Annotated in this window: 15 protein-coding genes; 3 read left to right on the top strand and 12 right to left on the bottom strand. The window is 31.7% G+C overall.

The genetic code is table 11. The features are described from left to right. Positions 1-109: 109 nt before the first annotated feature. Both B5E75_RS00145 and B5E75_RS00140 read right to left on the bottom strand, forming a co-directional pair. Positions 110-454, bottom strand: a complete 345-nt coding sequence (locus tag B5E75_RS00145) for a YolD-like family protein (RefSeq protein ID WP_087356803.1) — start codon at positions 452-454, stop codon at positions 110-112. Continuing rightward, positions 447-1700 carry a Y-family DNA polymerase gene (locus tag B5E75_RS00140; RefSeq protein ID WP_087356802.1) on the bottom strand — a complete coding sequence of 418 codons (1254 nt, stop codon included), beginning with the start codon at positions 1698-1700 and terminating at the stop codon, positions 447-449. Before B5E75_RS00140 ends, B5E75_RS00145 begins: the two co-directional genes overlap by 8 nt. A 149-nt stretch (positions 1701-1849) precedes the next feature. Here B5E75_RS00140 and B5E75_RS00135 point away from each other — a divergent pair, with 149 nt between their 5' ends. Both B5E75_RS00135 and B5E75_RS00130 read left to right on the top strand, forming a co-directional pair. Beyond that, on the top strand, positions 1850-2443 hold the full coding sequence (locus B5E75_RS00135) for a LexA family protein (protein ID WP_087356801.1): 594 nt from the start codon (positions 1850-1852) through the stop codon (positions 2441-2443). A 92-nt stretch (positions 2444-2535) separates the two neighbouring features. Further along, entirely contained in the window at positions 2536-2886 is a 351-nt protein-coding gene (locus B5E75_RS00130) for a DUF6809 family protein (protein WP_087356800.1), read from the top strand. A gap of 250 nt (positions 2887-3136) precedes the next feature. On the opposite strand, the gene B5E75_RS00125 is transcribed toward B5E75_RS00130, so the two are convergent. Genes B5E75_RS00125 through B5E75_RS00115 form a run of 3 tightly spaced genes read right to left on the bottom strand, consistent with a single transcriptional unit; the run spans position 3137 to position 8858 of the window. Next, positions 3137-5065 carry a UvrD-helicase domain-containing protein gene (locus B5E75_RS00125; RefSeq protein WP_087356799.1) on the bottom strand — a complete coding sequence of 643 codons (1929 nt, stop codon included), beginning with the start codon at positions 5063-5065 and terminating at the stop codon, positions 3137-3139. Positions 5066-5072: 7 nt separating this feature from the next. Continuing rightward, positions 5073-6992, bottom strand: coding sequence for an ATP-dependent nuclease (locus B5E75_RS00120; RefSeq protein ID WP_087356798.1), 1920 nt, complete (start codon positions 6990-6992; stop codon positions 5073-5075). Between the two features lie 45 nt (positions 6993-7037). Further along, entirely contained in the window at positions 7038-8858 is a 1821-nt protein-coding gene (locus tag B5E75_RS00115; protein ID WP_087356797.1) for a restriction endonuclease, read from the bottom strand. A gap of 80 nt (positions 8859-8938) precedes the next feature. On the opposite strand from B5E75_RS00115, the gene B5E75_RS00110 reads away from it, so the two are divergent. Further along, positions 8939-10309: an ISL3 family transposase gene (locus B5E75_RS00110; RefSeq protein ID WP_143746931.1), complete on the top strand. Its 1371-nt coding sequence runs from the start codon at positions 8939-8941 to the stop codon at positions 10307-10309. A gap of 253 nt (positions 10310-10562) precedes the next feature. Here B5E75_RS00110 and B5E75_RS00105 read toward each other — a convergent pair whose 3' ends face one another. From B5E75_RS00105 to B5E75_RS00075, 7 genes are all read right to left on the bottom strand, one after another. Continuing rightward, on the bottom strand, positions 10563-11417 hold the full coding sequence (locus B5E75_RS00105; protein WP_143746930.1) for a DEAD/DEAH box helicase: 855 nt from the start codon (positions 11415-11417) through the stop codon (positions 10563-10565). Further along, positions 11392-12180 (bottom strand): IS3 family transposase, encoded by a 789-nt coding sequence (locus B5E75_RS00100; protein ID WP_087356794.1) that lies wholly within the window; start codon positions 12178-12180, stop codon positions 11392-11394. The genes B5E75_RS00105 and B5E75_RS00100 overlap by 26 nt, the downstream gene beginning before the upstream one ends. Next, the gene (locus B5E75_RS00095) at positions 12177-12452 is read right to left on the bottom strand and encodes a transposase (protein WP_087356793.1); all 276 of its coding nucleotides are present in this window, start codon (positions 12450-12452) and stop codon (positions 12177-12179) included. The genes B5E75_RS00100 and B5E75_RS00095 overlap by 4 nt, the downstream gene beginning before the upstream one ends. Before the next feature lie 70 nt (positions 12453-12522). Continuing rightward, a complete protein-coding gene (locus B5E75_RS14895) occupies positions 12523-12753 on the bottom strand; it encodes an ATP-binding cassette domain-containing protein (protein ID WP_338037061.1) in 231 nt (76 codons plus the stop codon). A 2-nt stretch (positions 12754-12755) separates the two neighbouring features. After that, positions 12756-13121, bottom strand: a complete 366-nt coding sequence (locus tag B5E75_RS00085) for an ATP-binding cassette domain-containing protein (protein ID WP_162607606.1) — start codon at positions 13119-13121, stop codon at positions 12756-12758. Then, positions 13114-14232, bottom strand: coding sequence for a 23S rRNA (adenine(2503)-C(2))-methyltransferase RlmN (locus tag B5E75_RS00080; protein WP_009300540.1), 1119 nt, complete (start codon positions 14230-14232; stop codon positions 13114-13116). Before B5E75_RS00080 ends, B5E75_RS00085 begins: the two co-directional genes overlap by 8 nt. A gap of 251 nt (positions 14233-14483) precedes the next feature. Then, entirely contained in the window at positions 14484-15806 is a 1323-nt protein-coding gene (locus B5E75_RS00075) for a site-specific DNA-methyltransferase (RefSeq protein WP_087356790.1), read from the bottom strand. Positions 15807-15810: the final 4 nt, after the last annotated feature.

The raw sequence follows: 15810 nt of genomic DNA, 5'->3' as shown, positions 1-15810 counted from the left end.
ATACAGCAGATTATGAGAACAAAGTAACATTTTGAATTTATAAGTATTACTGTGAAATTAGAGAAAATATATTTGGAAATTCATTCCATCAATGTGAATAAATAGAATATTATATGGTTTCATCAAATATATCAGGAAAATCATCACTTTTGATATCTACAACATCCTTTAAATTAATTTTTGTTTTAACAATCTGTAAAAACTTAGTGTTGAGATTTATCTTTGAAACTTTGCCTTCCAATTGAATATATTGACCATTATTATAGTAGATGATTTTAATTATCATTCCATTTTTAATCATCTTAATTTTTCTATCAAGCATGTCCAGATCATCTTCTGATAAAACTTTTCGAGGAACGATAACACGTTCAGTTTCCCTTAATATTTCTCGAAACCCTTTTAAGGCATCAAATGATTGAAATATTTGTGCACGTTGTTTTAAATCTTTAGGCATTATGACCACCTACCAATGTATTACGTTTTCTTTGTGTCGCTTTTTCTTCGAGGTTCATCCCTTTTAAAACAGCATTTTTACCATACTTTAATCGTATTTCAACAAGTGCAGCTTGTACTCTTTTCTCTTTTTCAAGTTCCTCAATATCAGTAAACAAATCGTACTGCTCATAAACTTCATCTACAACGTTTCCAAAGGATATACCAATCTGTCTGATTGGATAATTTGGATTAACAATTCTTTTATATAATCGTACAAACTCCTCAAGCAATCTTTTATATGAGTTTGTAGTAACAGAAATTTTGCAACTCCCATGTGATGCTTTAATGACATTTTTTGAATAGCCTATATACAAGCTGATATGATTTGTTACCAAATGCTTTTCAGTTAATGTCAGCACATTAGATTCCACCATTTCTTTCATAATTAAAAAAGCATCTTTGTAATTGTAATCCTCAAATAATATCTGGGAATTTGAAACAGAATTTGTCTTTGGTTTATATGCTTTTATATCAGAAATTCTAACCGGTTCAATCCCTTTAGAATGATCTATCAAGTATTCTGCATTGATTCCAAATAATTTATAAAGTATTTTTTCTGGATAATGAGCAATACCATACATATCATCAATACCAAGCATACCTAATCGCTTGGCAGTACCTGGCCCAATCATCCAAAAATCTGTTAATGGCTTATGATGCCACAATAACTGTTTATACAAATCTTCATCAAGATATCCCATATTGTCTTTAGCATGTTTCGCAGTGATATCAAGAGCAATTTTAGCCAAATATAAATTTGTTCCAATGCCTACTGTGGCAGTTATTCCTGTTTCATTGAAAATATCATTTAGTATCATTTGTGCTATTTGTTTTGGATTCATCTGATACATTGACGTATAAGATGTAATATCCAAAAAAGACTCATCAATGGAATAGACATGAATATCGTCTTTTGAAATATACTTCAAAAAAATACCATAGATCTTAGCAGAATATTTCATATATAAGCTCATTCTTGGTGAAGCAGTAATGTATTCAATATCTTTTGGTATCTCATAAATTCTACCTCTGCTCTTAACACCATGTTTTTTAATAGCTGGAGTAGCAGCTAATGTGATAGCACCATTTCCTCTTGTTGGGTCAGCAACTACTAGATTAATCTCGAAGGGATCTAAACCTCTTTCAACACATTCTACACTTGCATAAAAACTCTTTAAATCAATACAAAGATATATATTACTCATTACCATCAACTCCTTCAGTGCTATTATTATAAACACATAAAATATACATAATCAACACCTTTATGTATATTTTGATTATATTATTTACTTAAACCCTTTAAATTGGTGTCATAATACTATATAATAAAATTCAAGAAAGGATTGATATTATGGAACTTAAAGATATTATCAAGGAATATAAAAATCGTTATCATATGAACAACAAAGAATTGGCAGAACAGTTTGGTGTTTCTCATAATACTGTATGCAGATGGCTGAGAGGAGAAATTAAAAGTCTTCAAGATGATACCGCACAGAGAATGAGCAGTATCATGGGATTTGATGTTCAATCTTTTTTACAAGGTACAGTCGTAGATTTAAAAAAACCAGTTCTTGGAATGGTCAAAGCTGGTTATGACATGTTTCTTGATCAAGACTATCTTGGAGAAGAAATCGTTTCTTCCGAAGAATACAAATCAGGTGATTTTTTTCTGAAAGTAAAAGGTGATTCTATGAAAGATTCTGGAATCATTGAAGGAAGTCTTGTTTATGTAAAAGCAACTAATGTTGTGAGAAATGGTGACATTGCAGTCGTTTGCGTTGACGATGAAGTTACCATCAAATTTTATGAAAAAAGAAAAGATGAAATTGCTCTTATTCCTAGCAACTCATCTTATGAAACTAAAGTATTCAATCCAAAAGAGGTATCTAAACATAATATCAAAATCATTGGAAAAGTATTGTTTTGCAAAACAACTTTCTAGTTTCTACTCTCTGCTTTTCCCATACTCATAATTGACAAAGTTGCATGATTTTTTACAACTTAATATAATTGGGTACGAAGGGAGGAGTTTAAATGGATAAAATAATCAAAGATATTTTTGAAACTTACATAAATCTTGATATCTATCAAGAAAGGATTCATGATAATCCAGACTATGTTCAAGCAAATGAAAATGTTGGTGTTGCCGAAGACAATATATTATTAAAACTAGAAAAAAAATATAGCAAAGAGATAGCTGAAAGAAATAGCAATCAGCTTTTTGATGCATATATGGAACTAAGTAATGTTTATCGTTACCATGATTTCTCATTTGGATTCATGACCGGCATTATACTTGGTATGCAAATGAAAAATCCTGAAAACAATGAATTTATTCAATATTGCAAAGAGAAACTAATTTCTAATACTGATATAGAATTCTAAAAGTTCCACAATATATAATAAACTAAGATTCATCAAGATGCTTCAAACTTTAAATTTATCTCGAAAAAAGACTATGTATTTAAATGATACTTTGTCTTTTTTCATTTTTGTCTAATTTAATACAGATTATTCAATAAAATAGACAGATTCTTCTTTATCAAAAGAAACCTGAAGTATTACTACAAAATCATCAAAAATCATATTTTTATTTTGCGGTTACTAGATATTTATTGATAAATACAACCTTCTGCTACATTTTATTATCACCTGCATTAACTATATTCCAATTTGAGAAAGCATTCTTAGATTTTATGTATGTAGATTCTTGCACCGCCAAACACAGTAATTTACTTGGACGGCTCATACCAACATAAACGCACTTACGACTACGTTCTACATCTGCTCCTTTACCTAATTTTCCAACTCCTAAATATGGTAATACACGTTTTATATCTGATGAACGATTTTTCTCAGTTTCCACATACAATGTCGCATCATGAGTTTCACCCTTACAACCATGAACTGTATCAAATACAATCTTTCTCTTGTAAGTTTCATCAAAAATAACATTATCCTGTGACTTACAATCAGTCTTTAGAATGGATTTGTCCAAATAATAAGAAGGAATTTTTGAAAACACATCCGTTTCATCGATTTCTTTACCAATAATTTCATTTGCTAAGTCAACTATTGCATAATTTATTTCATCAACATTATAATCTCGCATCTTAGATAGCTTAATCAAACAATTCGTATATAAATCATAATACTTATCAAGAAGAATCTTTCTTATAGAGATTATCGTATATTTAGAATCTGATTCAGAATCCATTATCTCCATAAAATCAAACAATTTACATAAAATTTTACGGACTTCTTTTTCAACTGAATAGAGTTTCCCTTTTTCTAATTCGTTCGCAATCATATAAATATGATTCCAATATCTATTCAAATTTCTTATATTTTGTTTCGAATCAAATCCATCCCAATAATCTCCAATTTTCAATCCTTTCAATTCTTCACGTTTTACGAGCCCTACAACTTTATAGACACCATTTGAATCATATAAATTGTATTGATTTAGCACATTAATAAATGTCTCAATAACTTTATTCCTTGAATCATTATTAAAAACAATCAACGTTGGGATATACTTCAAGCACCCCTTTGATGATTTTATTTCTCGATTACCGGTTCTTAGATTTACCAAAAAATCAGCAATTTCTTGTCCATATCTATTAGAACAGAGCATTTCAATACAATCTTCATCTGGAGTCCATCCTATTTCTTTGCTATCTTCTGAGCTATATATAGCCTGATCCGGATCTCCGATGTGAAATACACAAGTTTTATTCTTTTCAAATAGTTTATTTAAAACTTGTCGTTGTAGTAAATCGCAATCTTGATATTCATCTACAAATACATATTGAAACCTCTTAGCAAATAAGTCCGTATATTCTGAAGACAAATTTGAAATTGCTTCCGTTGCATATTTATATGCATCAGAATACGTGATGATTCCTTCCTCTTTTAATAATGATTCTTTTGCTTGAATATATTGACTTACAGAAGCAGAATTTTTCCCTGCAATAGCTCGATTTTGCCCTCTAACAAACAACCCATCATTATCAAAATATAAATTTTGAATATAGTTTACTTGGCTACTAAATTTATTAGAACCGTTTTCAACTTGAAACTTTATAAAATAACGCAATTTATGATATGGAGAAGTTTTACGCTTATCACTCCAAATCAAATTATAAAAATGATTTGCATAGGTGACATCATCAACAACTTGTATGGAAGTTGTTGATATATTCTTCAAATACGGTTTTGTGACATATTGATCAATAAAGGCTTGTATTGTTCCTACATAATTAGGATAGCTCATTAGCTTATCGGCATATTTGTTTAGTTTTGTTTTTATTTCATTAACCGCAACATTTGTATGTGACAAAACACATACCCCAGTTCCATTAGGAAAAGGCATTCTTTCGGCTAATATCTTGAGCTTTGCAAGTAGTACTGTCGTTTTACCACTTCCAGGGCAAGCTACAACTTCGGATGATTTCCAGCAACGAATAACTTTTCTTGCATCTTCAGGAAAATAACATGATTTAGGTAACAAAATTTTTTCTATATCTTTTATTTCATCATCAGATATATGAATATCACCCATTCAATCATCATTCCTTTCTACCGTTGTTAACTGAATATTCTATAGCATCCACCAAGTATTTAATATAAGGATCCTTTACAATTTTATTCATTAACTTTTCTTTTTTTACCTCATCAATTTTGTATTGATATAAATCAAGATCAAACATATCTAATTCTGTGACTCCTTCAGGAAGAATAGAAATATTCATTTTGATTAAAGCAGCTAAACATTGGGCAACTATTGCCTTTAAACCGCTTTTTCCTGTATTATCTAACATCAAATGATACATTTTATATGCCTTCTCTGTCGGTGTTAACCCAACCCATTGCTTTTGATCATCCTCAATTTCTTTTTCTATTTCCGCAAGCTTTTCCTTAGTAAGGGTATATTTATCACTATTTTTTATTTTTTTGCCACAGCGAATTGCTTTATGAAATACATCTTGAAGGCAGCTTAATGCCAAACAATATTCCAAGGTCCATCTCGGTGTAATATAACCTCTTACAGAACCCATAGTATATATACTTTCTTTTCTGACTACCGTTTCTTCTGATTCTTCTATTTTCTCATCAAAAAACTCTTCTCCACCTTCATTTTTATATTCAGGTTTAATATCACAATCGGTAATAACTGATATAGGAACATTGATATTTTCGCCATTATTTCTTAAAAAAATCCTAGAAAATCTTAAAAAAGCAGTACTTCCCACATTTACTATAGAAACACCATGTTTTTCAAGTGGACAATCTATAACTTCAGCTAAAACAGGGAGCAAAAGATTTTCAGCATCGCCTTCAACCATTAAAATTCCTCTTGCAAAGAATAAGTTTGCTTTAGTAGCATCTAAAAATCTTTGTAAAAACAAATAATCTCCTTTTTCCAATTTAGTATTCTCGTATGACATATCGTAACCTGTTTTATTTTTAAGTAATATCACATTTTTTAGATTTATTTTTGAAGCAAGAATTGTACTATGAGTAGATATGATAATTTGTGTGCCTGTTTTATCATATTCTTTCTGCAAATAATCTATTAATCTAAGTTGTGCTTGTGGATGCAGATGAGCTTCTAATTCTTCAATTAAAGCTAATCTTAATCCTCCCGAAGTGTCAGAATTTAACAACAATAGCTCAGCTGCAATAAATAATAAATTCAGTTCTCCTAATCCCGGATTTATTTCTGAAACAACTAATGAAAGGCTCTCTAATATTTTTTTTAATTGAATGTCAGCAACTTTCACCTGTGCTTCCGAGGCAGTATCAGGAACATTGAAAGATGATAAACTATTTTTTATGTTGTCCAAAACCATTTTACCTTCTTCTTTAGTAAAATAGTTTTCTATATCCTGATTAGCTTTTGAAAGAATGTCTTTTAGTTTATGTTCTTCCTTGTTAACAAATAAAGAATGTCCTGATAATATCTGTGCTAATCTTGAGTTTCTACCAGATCTCATTTCTCGTTCGGCATCTCTTAGTGGTTTTAAATACACGGCTTTAAGTAATTCTTTTGCTTTTCCGTTTAAAACGATACCATCTTCAAGAGAACCTACTCTTAATTCAGAATAGATTCTATTCTTATCTTTCCATGCACGATAGCAGAGATGCATAGAATAATTAGTTTTCTCTCCACAATGTTCAAAACATAAATATTCAATAAAGTTTTTCGCTTCATTTTGAGAAAAATTATCTATTACACATTTAATTTTAAATTCATTTATAACATTTCCATCTTCATCTACGTAAAAGTCTTCATCTATCGGACGAACATATTCATTGCTTTGAGTAAGAAGAACAAGTTTAAGGGAATCAATGATTGCTGTTTTCCCCGAGTCATTTTCACCTATTAGTGCATTTAATCCTTTGTGAAAAGAAACTGATAATCCCGGTGATTCACCCGAGGATTTAAACTGTCTAAAATTATAGAGCTCCAATTTTGAAACAATCATATGGCTCCTCCTTCTATATGTTTTTTGTTTAAGACGATTGATGTTTTACATTTCCATTTGTTCATATTGAACTCTATTATCAATTAAGTATTTAAAACTAGAATTCAAGCGTACTTCATCGTGTGAAATTAATACATAAGTCCAAGGTTTACCTTCATTTTCAGCATTCCATTCGGAAACGGCTTTGCAATATTCTCTCGCAGCCTTTGCTTTTTCAATGACATCTTTACTCTTAAGCTCGTTATTTGCTTTTGTCTCAATCATAAAAATATCATTATCGGTTTCTACAATGAAGTCAGGTTCATATCTATTCATACCACCCGGACCGTAATAAATATTGAACTGCTTTGGTGAAGGTCTCATCCATTTATTTACTGTTTTATCATTCTCTAAAATAATTGCAAATTTGCGTTCTGTATCACTGTCAAATTTGTATAATGTATGGCAAGCTTTTTTAAATCCATTAAATACCTTCGAACGAACTTCACTTGCTGGCATAGTTGCTCTTAAGTCGTATATTTCATCAGATTTAATTTTGCCACCAAATCCTGTTTCGATACGAGAAAATGGTCGCATTTCTGTAGCACGATACTTAACTTCATTTGTATAAAAGTGTTGCATCATTTGAGAATAAATTAAATCGGCAATAGTTGTTTGACGCTGATACATAACCTCTACTGCGTCTTCTTCTGATAAGTAGGTACAGAAATGAGCCTTTGCTTCACCGACAAGTTTATAAAGTAAATCGGCACAAGCAGAATAATCTACATTTTCATGAACGATGATATGTCTTACAATCTCGTTTTCAGCCGAATCCACCCTTGTGGTCGCCGCTATCTCAGGATTATGTTCAAAAGTTTCTCCACCTTCACGAAGTTCAGTTCCAACCATAGATTGACTTGATGGATGCCAATTCATGCTTCTTGTTTCCAAGTCAAAATCTACAAATCCTTGTTTTACTTCATTAAAAGGTTGAACAACAGTTTGAGGAATCGGAATAATGCAATCCGTTAATGCTTGAACACAAGTTTCGATTGCTTTTTCAACAACTGATGTCAATGTTTCCGGTTGCAAATTCATGTGTGGAAACTGTCTGATTGTTTCGGCTACAACAGTCTTGTGAATAGTTTCTCGTATTTCCGGGTCTTTTACAGCATTAAAAGTTTTAACCTGACGATTTAACTCGGTAACACTCTTTGAAGTATATGAAGCAACAAACTGAGCGACTTCTTTTACCTGTTCTTCCACTTTTGGTTTTTCCTGTTCTGTAGTAACAGAATAGGTAGGAGTCTCCATCAATGTCATTGCTAATTGCTCTGTAAAACTTACATCTTCAACAATATGGTCGTAAGTAGTTGGCATTTCAATTGTTTCTTTTGGACCTTCTGTTTGAGTCTCGGTTTCGTCAATATAATATACTTTTCTAACAAGTGATTCCGGATCATTTGCTAAATTTATAATAGCTTCATACTTATCGTGGCTCACAATAGATAAACGGTCAACCTCATCAACACCAGTGCGTTCACCATATGGAAGACGAAGTCCACGTCCAATTGTCTGCTCTGTTAAAGTCTCAGAAGCTGATGCTCGCAATGGGATAATCGTATAAAGGTTTGTTACATCCCATCCTTCTTTCAGCATATTAACATGAATAACAATTTCAATCTTATTCTCCGGATTTTCTAACGACAACAGCTGTTCAATATTTTCGTCCTTCTCAGCTCCTCGCTGTGCAGAGTTGATTTCCATAACTTTATGGGTATTCAAATTTTTTCCGGGTCCCGGAAATTTAAGCCAAACTTTACGGGTGTAACTTTCCGGGTGCTCTTTATTGACTTTCCGGGTGAAATTTAAGGGAGAAAGCATGTTGCTATTCTCCCTTTTTTCCTTTCATATTATAATTCTAGTGTCAGCTTAAATTATCTGTTTGAAAGGAGGTTTTCACCATTCTTAATTTTATCAAAAAACTTCTTGATTTAGAAGATGATCCTAATATTATTGTCACTGATTTTAAAGTTGATGGTAATCATAAAATCATTTCTCTTGAATACAGACTGTGTGATGTATATTGTATTGATTGTGGTCATAAAATGCGTGTCAAAGATGTCTATACTCGCAAAATCAAACATTCTATACTTCAGGATAACTCTCATCTTATCCTTGAATACAAGCAGCGTTCATGGGTTTGTCCGGTATGCAAAAAACGTCATACACCTCATGTGAAATTTGTTTCCAGATATAAACAAATTTCAAATGTAACTACATATCTTGCTGTTAATAAATTATCTGATCTTACTTTATCAGTTTCTGCTGTTGCTGATGATTTTGGTATCTCTGATACCTCTCTTCATAATTTTTTTCTTCAGCACGTCAGTATGAATCGTCTTCCGTTTCCTGAAATTATTTCCATTGATGAAGTATTCACCAATTTTAGAGATGACTGTAAGTATTCATTGGTTATTATGGATTTCACTACTCATGATATCATTGATTTCTTGCCTTCAAGACGCGAGGAATATACGAATTCCTATTTTATCTCTATTCCCATAGAGGAAAGAAATAATGTCAAGTATATTATTTCTGACATGTATGAGCCTTATCTCAATTATATGAATCGATATTTTCCTAATGCTGAGACTTCTATAGATTCATTTCATGTGATTTCCTGGCTAATCAATAGAATTCAGTCATATATTAGAAAACTTATCAGAAAATACGAAAATGACAGGAAATCGGATGAATACTATCTTTTAAAGCACAAGGATTGGATTATTCTTAAAAATGATGATCATATCATAGAAATCGATAATCCCAAGAAAATGGACAAACATTTCAACTGTTACATGTCGACTGATTCCTACAGAAGAAGATTTTATGCCATTGATTCCAATCTTAAGACAATACATGACCTTAAAGAAAAATATATATCATTCAATAATGAAAATCATACATCAGAGGATGCTATTGAAGAAAAACTTGATAGTCTAATTGATGAATATATAAATTCAGGTATAGATATATTTATTGAATTTGCCAAACTTCTAAAGGATAAGAAAAGAGAAATAATACATTCATTTGTAATGATGCCTTCACTAGATAAAACTGTCAGATTATCGAACGGAGCTATGGAATCCTTCAACAGGAAACCAAAGGATTTAAAAAGACTTGCAAGAGGCATTGAAAACTTTGAATTCTTTAAGCAGCGTGTTCTATTCAGCGAAAGATCTTCAAAAGTTATTCTTGCTCAGCCAAAAACATTCAAAGAAATACAAAACAAAACAGATAAAAAAAGAGGAAAATATAAAAAGCATAAATAAATGGATGATTTGCTGACTAAAAATAAAACACGAGCTCAACACCCACATCAGGCTCGTGTTTTACCCGGAAAGTTTAAAAAACTGACCCGGAAAGTTAAATTTTCAATAATTTTATAGAATAATTTTTTTAATTTCACCCGGAAATTATTTGATTACCCGTTTTATCCGGAAAGTTTAAAAAACTGACCCGGAAAGTTAAATTTTCAATAATTTTATAGAATAATTTTTTTAATTTCACCCGGAAATTATTTGATTACCCAACTTTATCTGCATAGTAACCATTAAAGAAATCGTTTGATTTTATATACTTCATTATTTCCTTAGAATGGTCAGTATCTCTAGCAACCACTAGAACAAAAGGCTTTACAACAGGTTTATTGAATGTACGAGCGTAAATTTCAAGTTTACTCTTAGTATCTTCATGCAAGCGAAGACCATCATTTAATTTCTCATGGTCAAGCTGTTGTGCTGTATATTCTTCTGGTCTAAAATCCTTACGAGTAAAGACAGCTGGAACTTTAACATATTTTTCATCATTCAATGCATGAGCTAGTGAATATTCGTATATAACATTTTTAAATGGTATTTTCTTTGAACCCTTTTGAATCTGTGGTGTTGCTGTCAGTTCTACACCAAGAATAGGACGAAGTTCATTGATAACATCAAAGCTCTTGTCTGCATGGTAGTGATGACTTTCATCCATGAATATACATAAATCAGGAAGTGATTGAAGATATGAAAAATAAGATTCACCAAGCACTTCGCTTAATCTTTTGATTCTTGCAGGTTGTCCAGCTTTTACTTTACTATCTGAGTTCAGCTTTGAAATATTAAATACATTGATTGTAACATCATTAACAAATGACTGCATTTGTCTAAATTCATCATAGTTCTCACCATCTACAATACGTGGCGGATCAACAAACAAATCCAATCCTTTAAATACATACTTAGAATTTGATGGATTTCCAAGGTCTGCCTTTAGTTTTCTATAAATTGTAAGATTCGGTGCCATTACAAAAAAGTTTTTAATGCCTTTTTCATAACGAAGGTACGCAATACAAGCACCCATAAGTCTTGTTTTACCGATACCTGTCGCTAAATTCAAATATAGCTAATTTTGCTTCTTTAAATGTTGTATACGTATTTACATTTACTTCTTCTTTTTTTAATATGGCATTGAAGCTTTCCATACTTGCATTATCATAAGGATAACCTTTTTTACTGTAAGAATGTTTTACATTATTTTCCAGTAGCATTTTTTCATATTCTTTTGATGTATATTGACTTCCTAAATCTGAATGAAATATCATTCCTTCTGTTACGCCTCTTGCAGCTTTTGCTTTTTCAAATGCTGATATTACTAATTCTGATGTCATATTTTTTCCATACGACCATCCTATTATTTTTAAATCAAATAAGTCCATAACTATTGCAAGATATGTCCAGCCTGTTTCCTTTGTATAAATATATGTTATGTCTCCAACCCATTTTTCACTTGGTTTCTCTGCATTAAAGTTTTGTTCTAGTAAATTTTCTTTGTTTTTATCATCCACTTTTTTGTTTCCATTATGATTAAATTTTTTTACTGTAATACTTCTTAATCCTAATACTTTCATCCTTCTTGCTACTCTTTTTTGACTTACTTTAATTCCTTGTTTATTCAACACTTTTGTGATTTTGGGTGAACCATATCTTTTTTTAGATTTTTCAAATTCCTCTATTATTTTTTTATCCAATTCTTCATTTGCTTTTTTATATGAATTTTCTTTATTTTGTTTATGATAATAATACACTGAATGATGCAATTTTACCGCTTTACACAATGTTCTTATATCATACATATCTCTTAATTCATCTATAAATTTCACTTTATCTTCTGTTGTCTTGAGAATATGGCTAGTGCTTTTTTTAATATTTCATTTTCTGTTTTTATTTCTTGATTTTCTTTTTGCAATTTTAATATTTCATCATTAGTTGTAACTTCTCCTGTAGATGTTTTTATTTTTCCATATTTTTTAATCCATGCTCTTACATTTCCTTCTGATGTGCCATATTCTCTTGCTAATTCTGATTTGTTTTTGTTTCCATTTTCATATAATTCTACAATTGTTTTTTTAAATTCCTCTGTATATGTTTTCATATATTAGACACTCCTTTTTACATTTACATAATATTATATCATGTTTTGGCCGATTCGTAAAATTTTGTGTCTATATATCTATTCTAACACCATGTGTAACATATACTATTGTTGCTCCAATACTCTTATGTAGTTTTTTTATTTCGAATCGCAACTGATTCCTGAGAGCTGAATCAAGATTAGATAACGGTTCATCCATTAAAAGCAAACTAGGTTTTCTCACCAATGCTCTAGCTATCGCAACTCGTTGCTGCTGGCCGCCGGACATTTCGGCAGGTTTTCGTTCAAGAAGGTCATCGATCCCTAATTCAACGGCGATGCTCTTGACAGACGAGTCGATATCCTTTTTTTATAATGAGCATTTTGTAATGGAAAAGCAATATTTTCATATGCCGTCATTGTAGGGTATAATGCATAGTTTTGAAACACCATGGCTATGTTTCGCTTTCGAGGTGGAGTATCATTTGATTTAACCCCATCTATGTATAATTCTCCAGCTGATATTGGAATCATCCCAGCGATGAGATTCAATATAGTGGTCTTTCCACACCCTGATGTTCCTAGAAGGACTATGAACTCACCCTTCTCTACAAAAAAAGAAATATCTTTAAGAACAGGCTTGCTCTCTTCATAACCAGCATATATATTATAAAGTTCTAGCTTACTCATGCTTTCTCTTTTTCCCAACATTTTTGTGTTTTGCAAAAGGATGTCTCTTCGAACTTGCTCTTCCTGTAAATGAAGATTTTCGCACGCTTCCGTTTGAATTCTCAGTTCCATTTACAGTCCGATTTGCTGTTTTCTTTCCCTGCCTGTTGTATTCGCTAACTAGTTGTCCACAAGCTGCTTTGATTCTATTTCCACGGGACTCTCTAAGCTTAACCTCTAAGCCAGCATCCTCCAATCTTGTTTTAAACGCAACTAACTGCTGCTTGTTTGGACGTTTAATGCGACTATTCGATGTTTCGTTATACTGAAGAAGATTAATCAACACATTCTTTCCTCTAAACCACTTTCCTAACTGTCTTACATCGCTTGAACGATCATTTAACCCCGGAATAAGCAAATACGCTATAGTGACTTTTCTGTTGTGCCTTTCGGAATAAGAAAGTACGGTTTCCACAACTTTTCTAATATCATGTCCTTTCATATGGGGCATGACAATGTCACGAGTTCTCTGATCTGTTGCGTGAAGCGAGAGAGTCAACTGTATTTTCAAATGTTCTTCTCTTATTTTTTTAAGTTGCTGTAGCGGCCCGACTGTTGAAATTGTGATTCCATCTGTAGGAAAATTCAATCCATCCCTATCACGTAGAATATGTATCGCCTTAACCAGATTATCATAATTGAACAGTGGTTCACCCATCCCCATAAAAACAATTCGATTGACTTTTTCTCTAAGTAGTACAATCTGCTGAACAATTTCGGATGGAGTTAAGTTACGGATAAAACCGTTTTTCCCAGATTCGCAGAAAACACATCCAACGGGACATCCTACCATTGTACTTACACACACTGTAGTACCGGTTCTTCTTTGAATACAAACAGTTTCAATGCAATAATGGTCACATAATTCGAACGCATATTTTCTTGTGTCGCCACCATTAAAAACATCTTTCACCTTTATAGTTTGATAACTTAATTTCGATGTGCCTTTATAAATAGATTTAAACAGCTTTTTTGCTTCGGTTTCCCCAATTACATCCACCATCTCGGATAGTGTATAATTATAGGGGTCTATTTTAATCATTTCCGCTGTCAAATTCTGGTTTGCATCCATTATATTACTCCTCCTTAACAGTCATTAACATACTGCAAAATACAGCTTCGTATTTCGCAAAATTATTGAATTGACGATACGCTAAACTTGATTCGTATGTTTCTCGCACAGTTTCTAATATACCTTATCATTATTATAGCAAATTATGTATGTCTTGTCAAGATAGGTGGATTGTTTTTTTATTGTTTCCATAATTACTTATACTGAACGATGATTAATTGGAGGTTTTAATGAATGAGCAAGAAAACAGCTTATAAACGCAGGGACGGACGCTGGGAGTGCCGTATATCTATGGGCAAAGATGAGAACGGCAGACGTGTATGATATGTACCCCCTTTATCTGTACCGTCTATAACAGAATTCAAACGTGGAATGCAGTGTGTATAACAATGATTACCCAATTCTATTCCTATATATCTTCTCCCCATTTTATGAGCCACAGCAGCTGTAGTTCCCGAACCCAAAAACGAATCTAAAACTAAGTCACCAGGATTAGTACTCATAGAAATAATTCGTTCTATCAAATGCTCAGGCTTTTTACTATTCTTAAATGCAACACCAGCACCTTCATTATTTAGTCCTGTTGTTTTAATATCAGTCCATAAATCACAAGGGTTGTAAGATAAATAATCCTGAGCAAATAATACTTGTATTCGTGGCTTTCTTTTTTCTAAATCATAATCACCTTTAATAATATATAATTTATTTTGGGTTGTTTGGTGAATAAAAAATATATTCTTGCATTTACTATTGCGTGATTCGTTAATCTGAGCAGTAGTGCCACCACCCATTGAAACTGTTTGAAATATTCTATTTGCATTCTTGTAATTAAATTCAACTTTATCTTTTGTTGATTTTAATCCATTATTTTTATATACCTCACTTAGCGATATATATTCTGCCTTGTCCAAATACTGTTGACATAATTCAACCTCCTCAACAGTATAAGTTTCACTATTCATGACATCATGAATATAAGCAAGTTCTTCATCACTTATATTAGTCATTACCGTTTTATATTCATCATCCCATTTTTCTTTAGGAATTCTAAGTTCATTTAATTTTACATTTTCCTTTTTATATACCAAAATATACTCTTTAAGTTTGGGAAGCCTCTTTTCTACATGAGCCATTTTCGTTCCGGATGCTTCTGACATTTTAACAACAATACAATTTACAAAATTTTTTCTTAAAAACACTTCATCCATTAATAAACGAAGATATGGTTGTTCATTATCATCAATTTGTATATAAATTAATCCATCATTTGATAGAAGATTCTTCAATATCTCAAGTCTGTTTTTCATTAAGCTTAACCATATCGAATGCTCTAAGTTATCATCATAATGTTCAAATGCTGTTCCTGTATTATACGGTGGGTCTATATAAATACATTTTACTTTTCCTGTATACTGTTGTTCCAATGCTTTTAATGCAAGTAAATTATCTCCGTGAATAAGCATATTTTCTGTGTTAGGATCGCCATAATCTTTTGAAGAATCATGAAGTAATATACGAGGCTCTACTGCCGGTTCTTTACCTTTTCCAATCCAAGTAAGTTCTAACTTTTGCATTTGC

This window comes from Massiliimicrobium timonense (assembly GCF_002160865.1).
In the GTDB taxonomy this organism is placed as follows: Bacteria; Bacillota_I; Bacilli_A; order Erysipelotrichales; family Coprobacillaceae; genus Allocoprobacillus.
This window is presented reverse-complemented; position numbering and strand designations above follow the sequence as displayed.

Coding starts and splice junctions, on each gene's coding strand:
- B5E75_RS00145 (WP_087356803.1), bottom strand. CDS start 454: ATGCCTAAAGATTTAAAACAACGTGCACAAATATTTCAATCATTTGAT.
- B5E75_RS00140 (WP_087356802.1), bottom strand. CDS start 1,700: ATGAGTAATATATATCTTTGTATTGATTTAAAGAGTTTTTATGCAAGT.
- B5E75_RS00135 (WP_087356801.1), top strand. CDS start 1,850: ATGGAACTTAAAGATATTATCAAGGAATATAAAAATCGTTATCATATG.
- B5E75_RS00130 (WP_087356800.1), top strand. CDS start 2,536: ATGGATAAAATAATCAAAGATATTTTTGAAACTTACATAAATCTTGAT.
- B5E75_RS00125 (WP_087356799.1), bottom strand. CDS start 5,065: ATGGGTGATATTCATATATCTGATGATGAAATAAAAGATATAGAAAAA.
- B5E75_RS00120 (WP_087356798.1), bottom strand. CDS start 6,992: ATGATTGTTTCAAAATTGGAGCTCTATAATTTTAGACAGTTTAAATCC.
- B5E75_RS00115 (WP_087356797.1), bottom strand. CDS start 8,858: ATGCTTTCTCCCTTAAATTTCACCCGGAAAGTCAATAAAGAGCACCCG.
- B5E75_RS00095 (WP_087356793.1), bottom strand. CDS start 12,452: ATGAAAACATATACAGAGGAATTTAAAAAAACAATTGTAGAATTATAT.
- B5E75_RS00085 (WP_162607606.1), bottom strand. CDS start 13,121: ATGAGTAAGCTAGAACTTTATAATATATATGCTGGTTATGAAGAGAGC.
- B5E75_RS00080 (WP_009300540.1), bottom strand. CDS start 14,232: ATGGATGCAAACCAGAATTTGACAGCGGAAATGATTAAAATAGACCCC.
- B5E75_RS00075 (WP_087356790.1), bottom strand. CDS start 15,806: ATGCAAAAGTTAGAACTTACTTGGATTGGAAAAGGTAAAGAACCGGCA.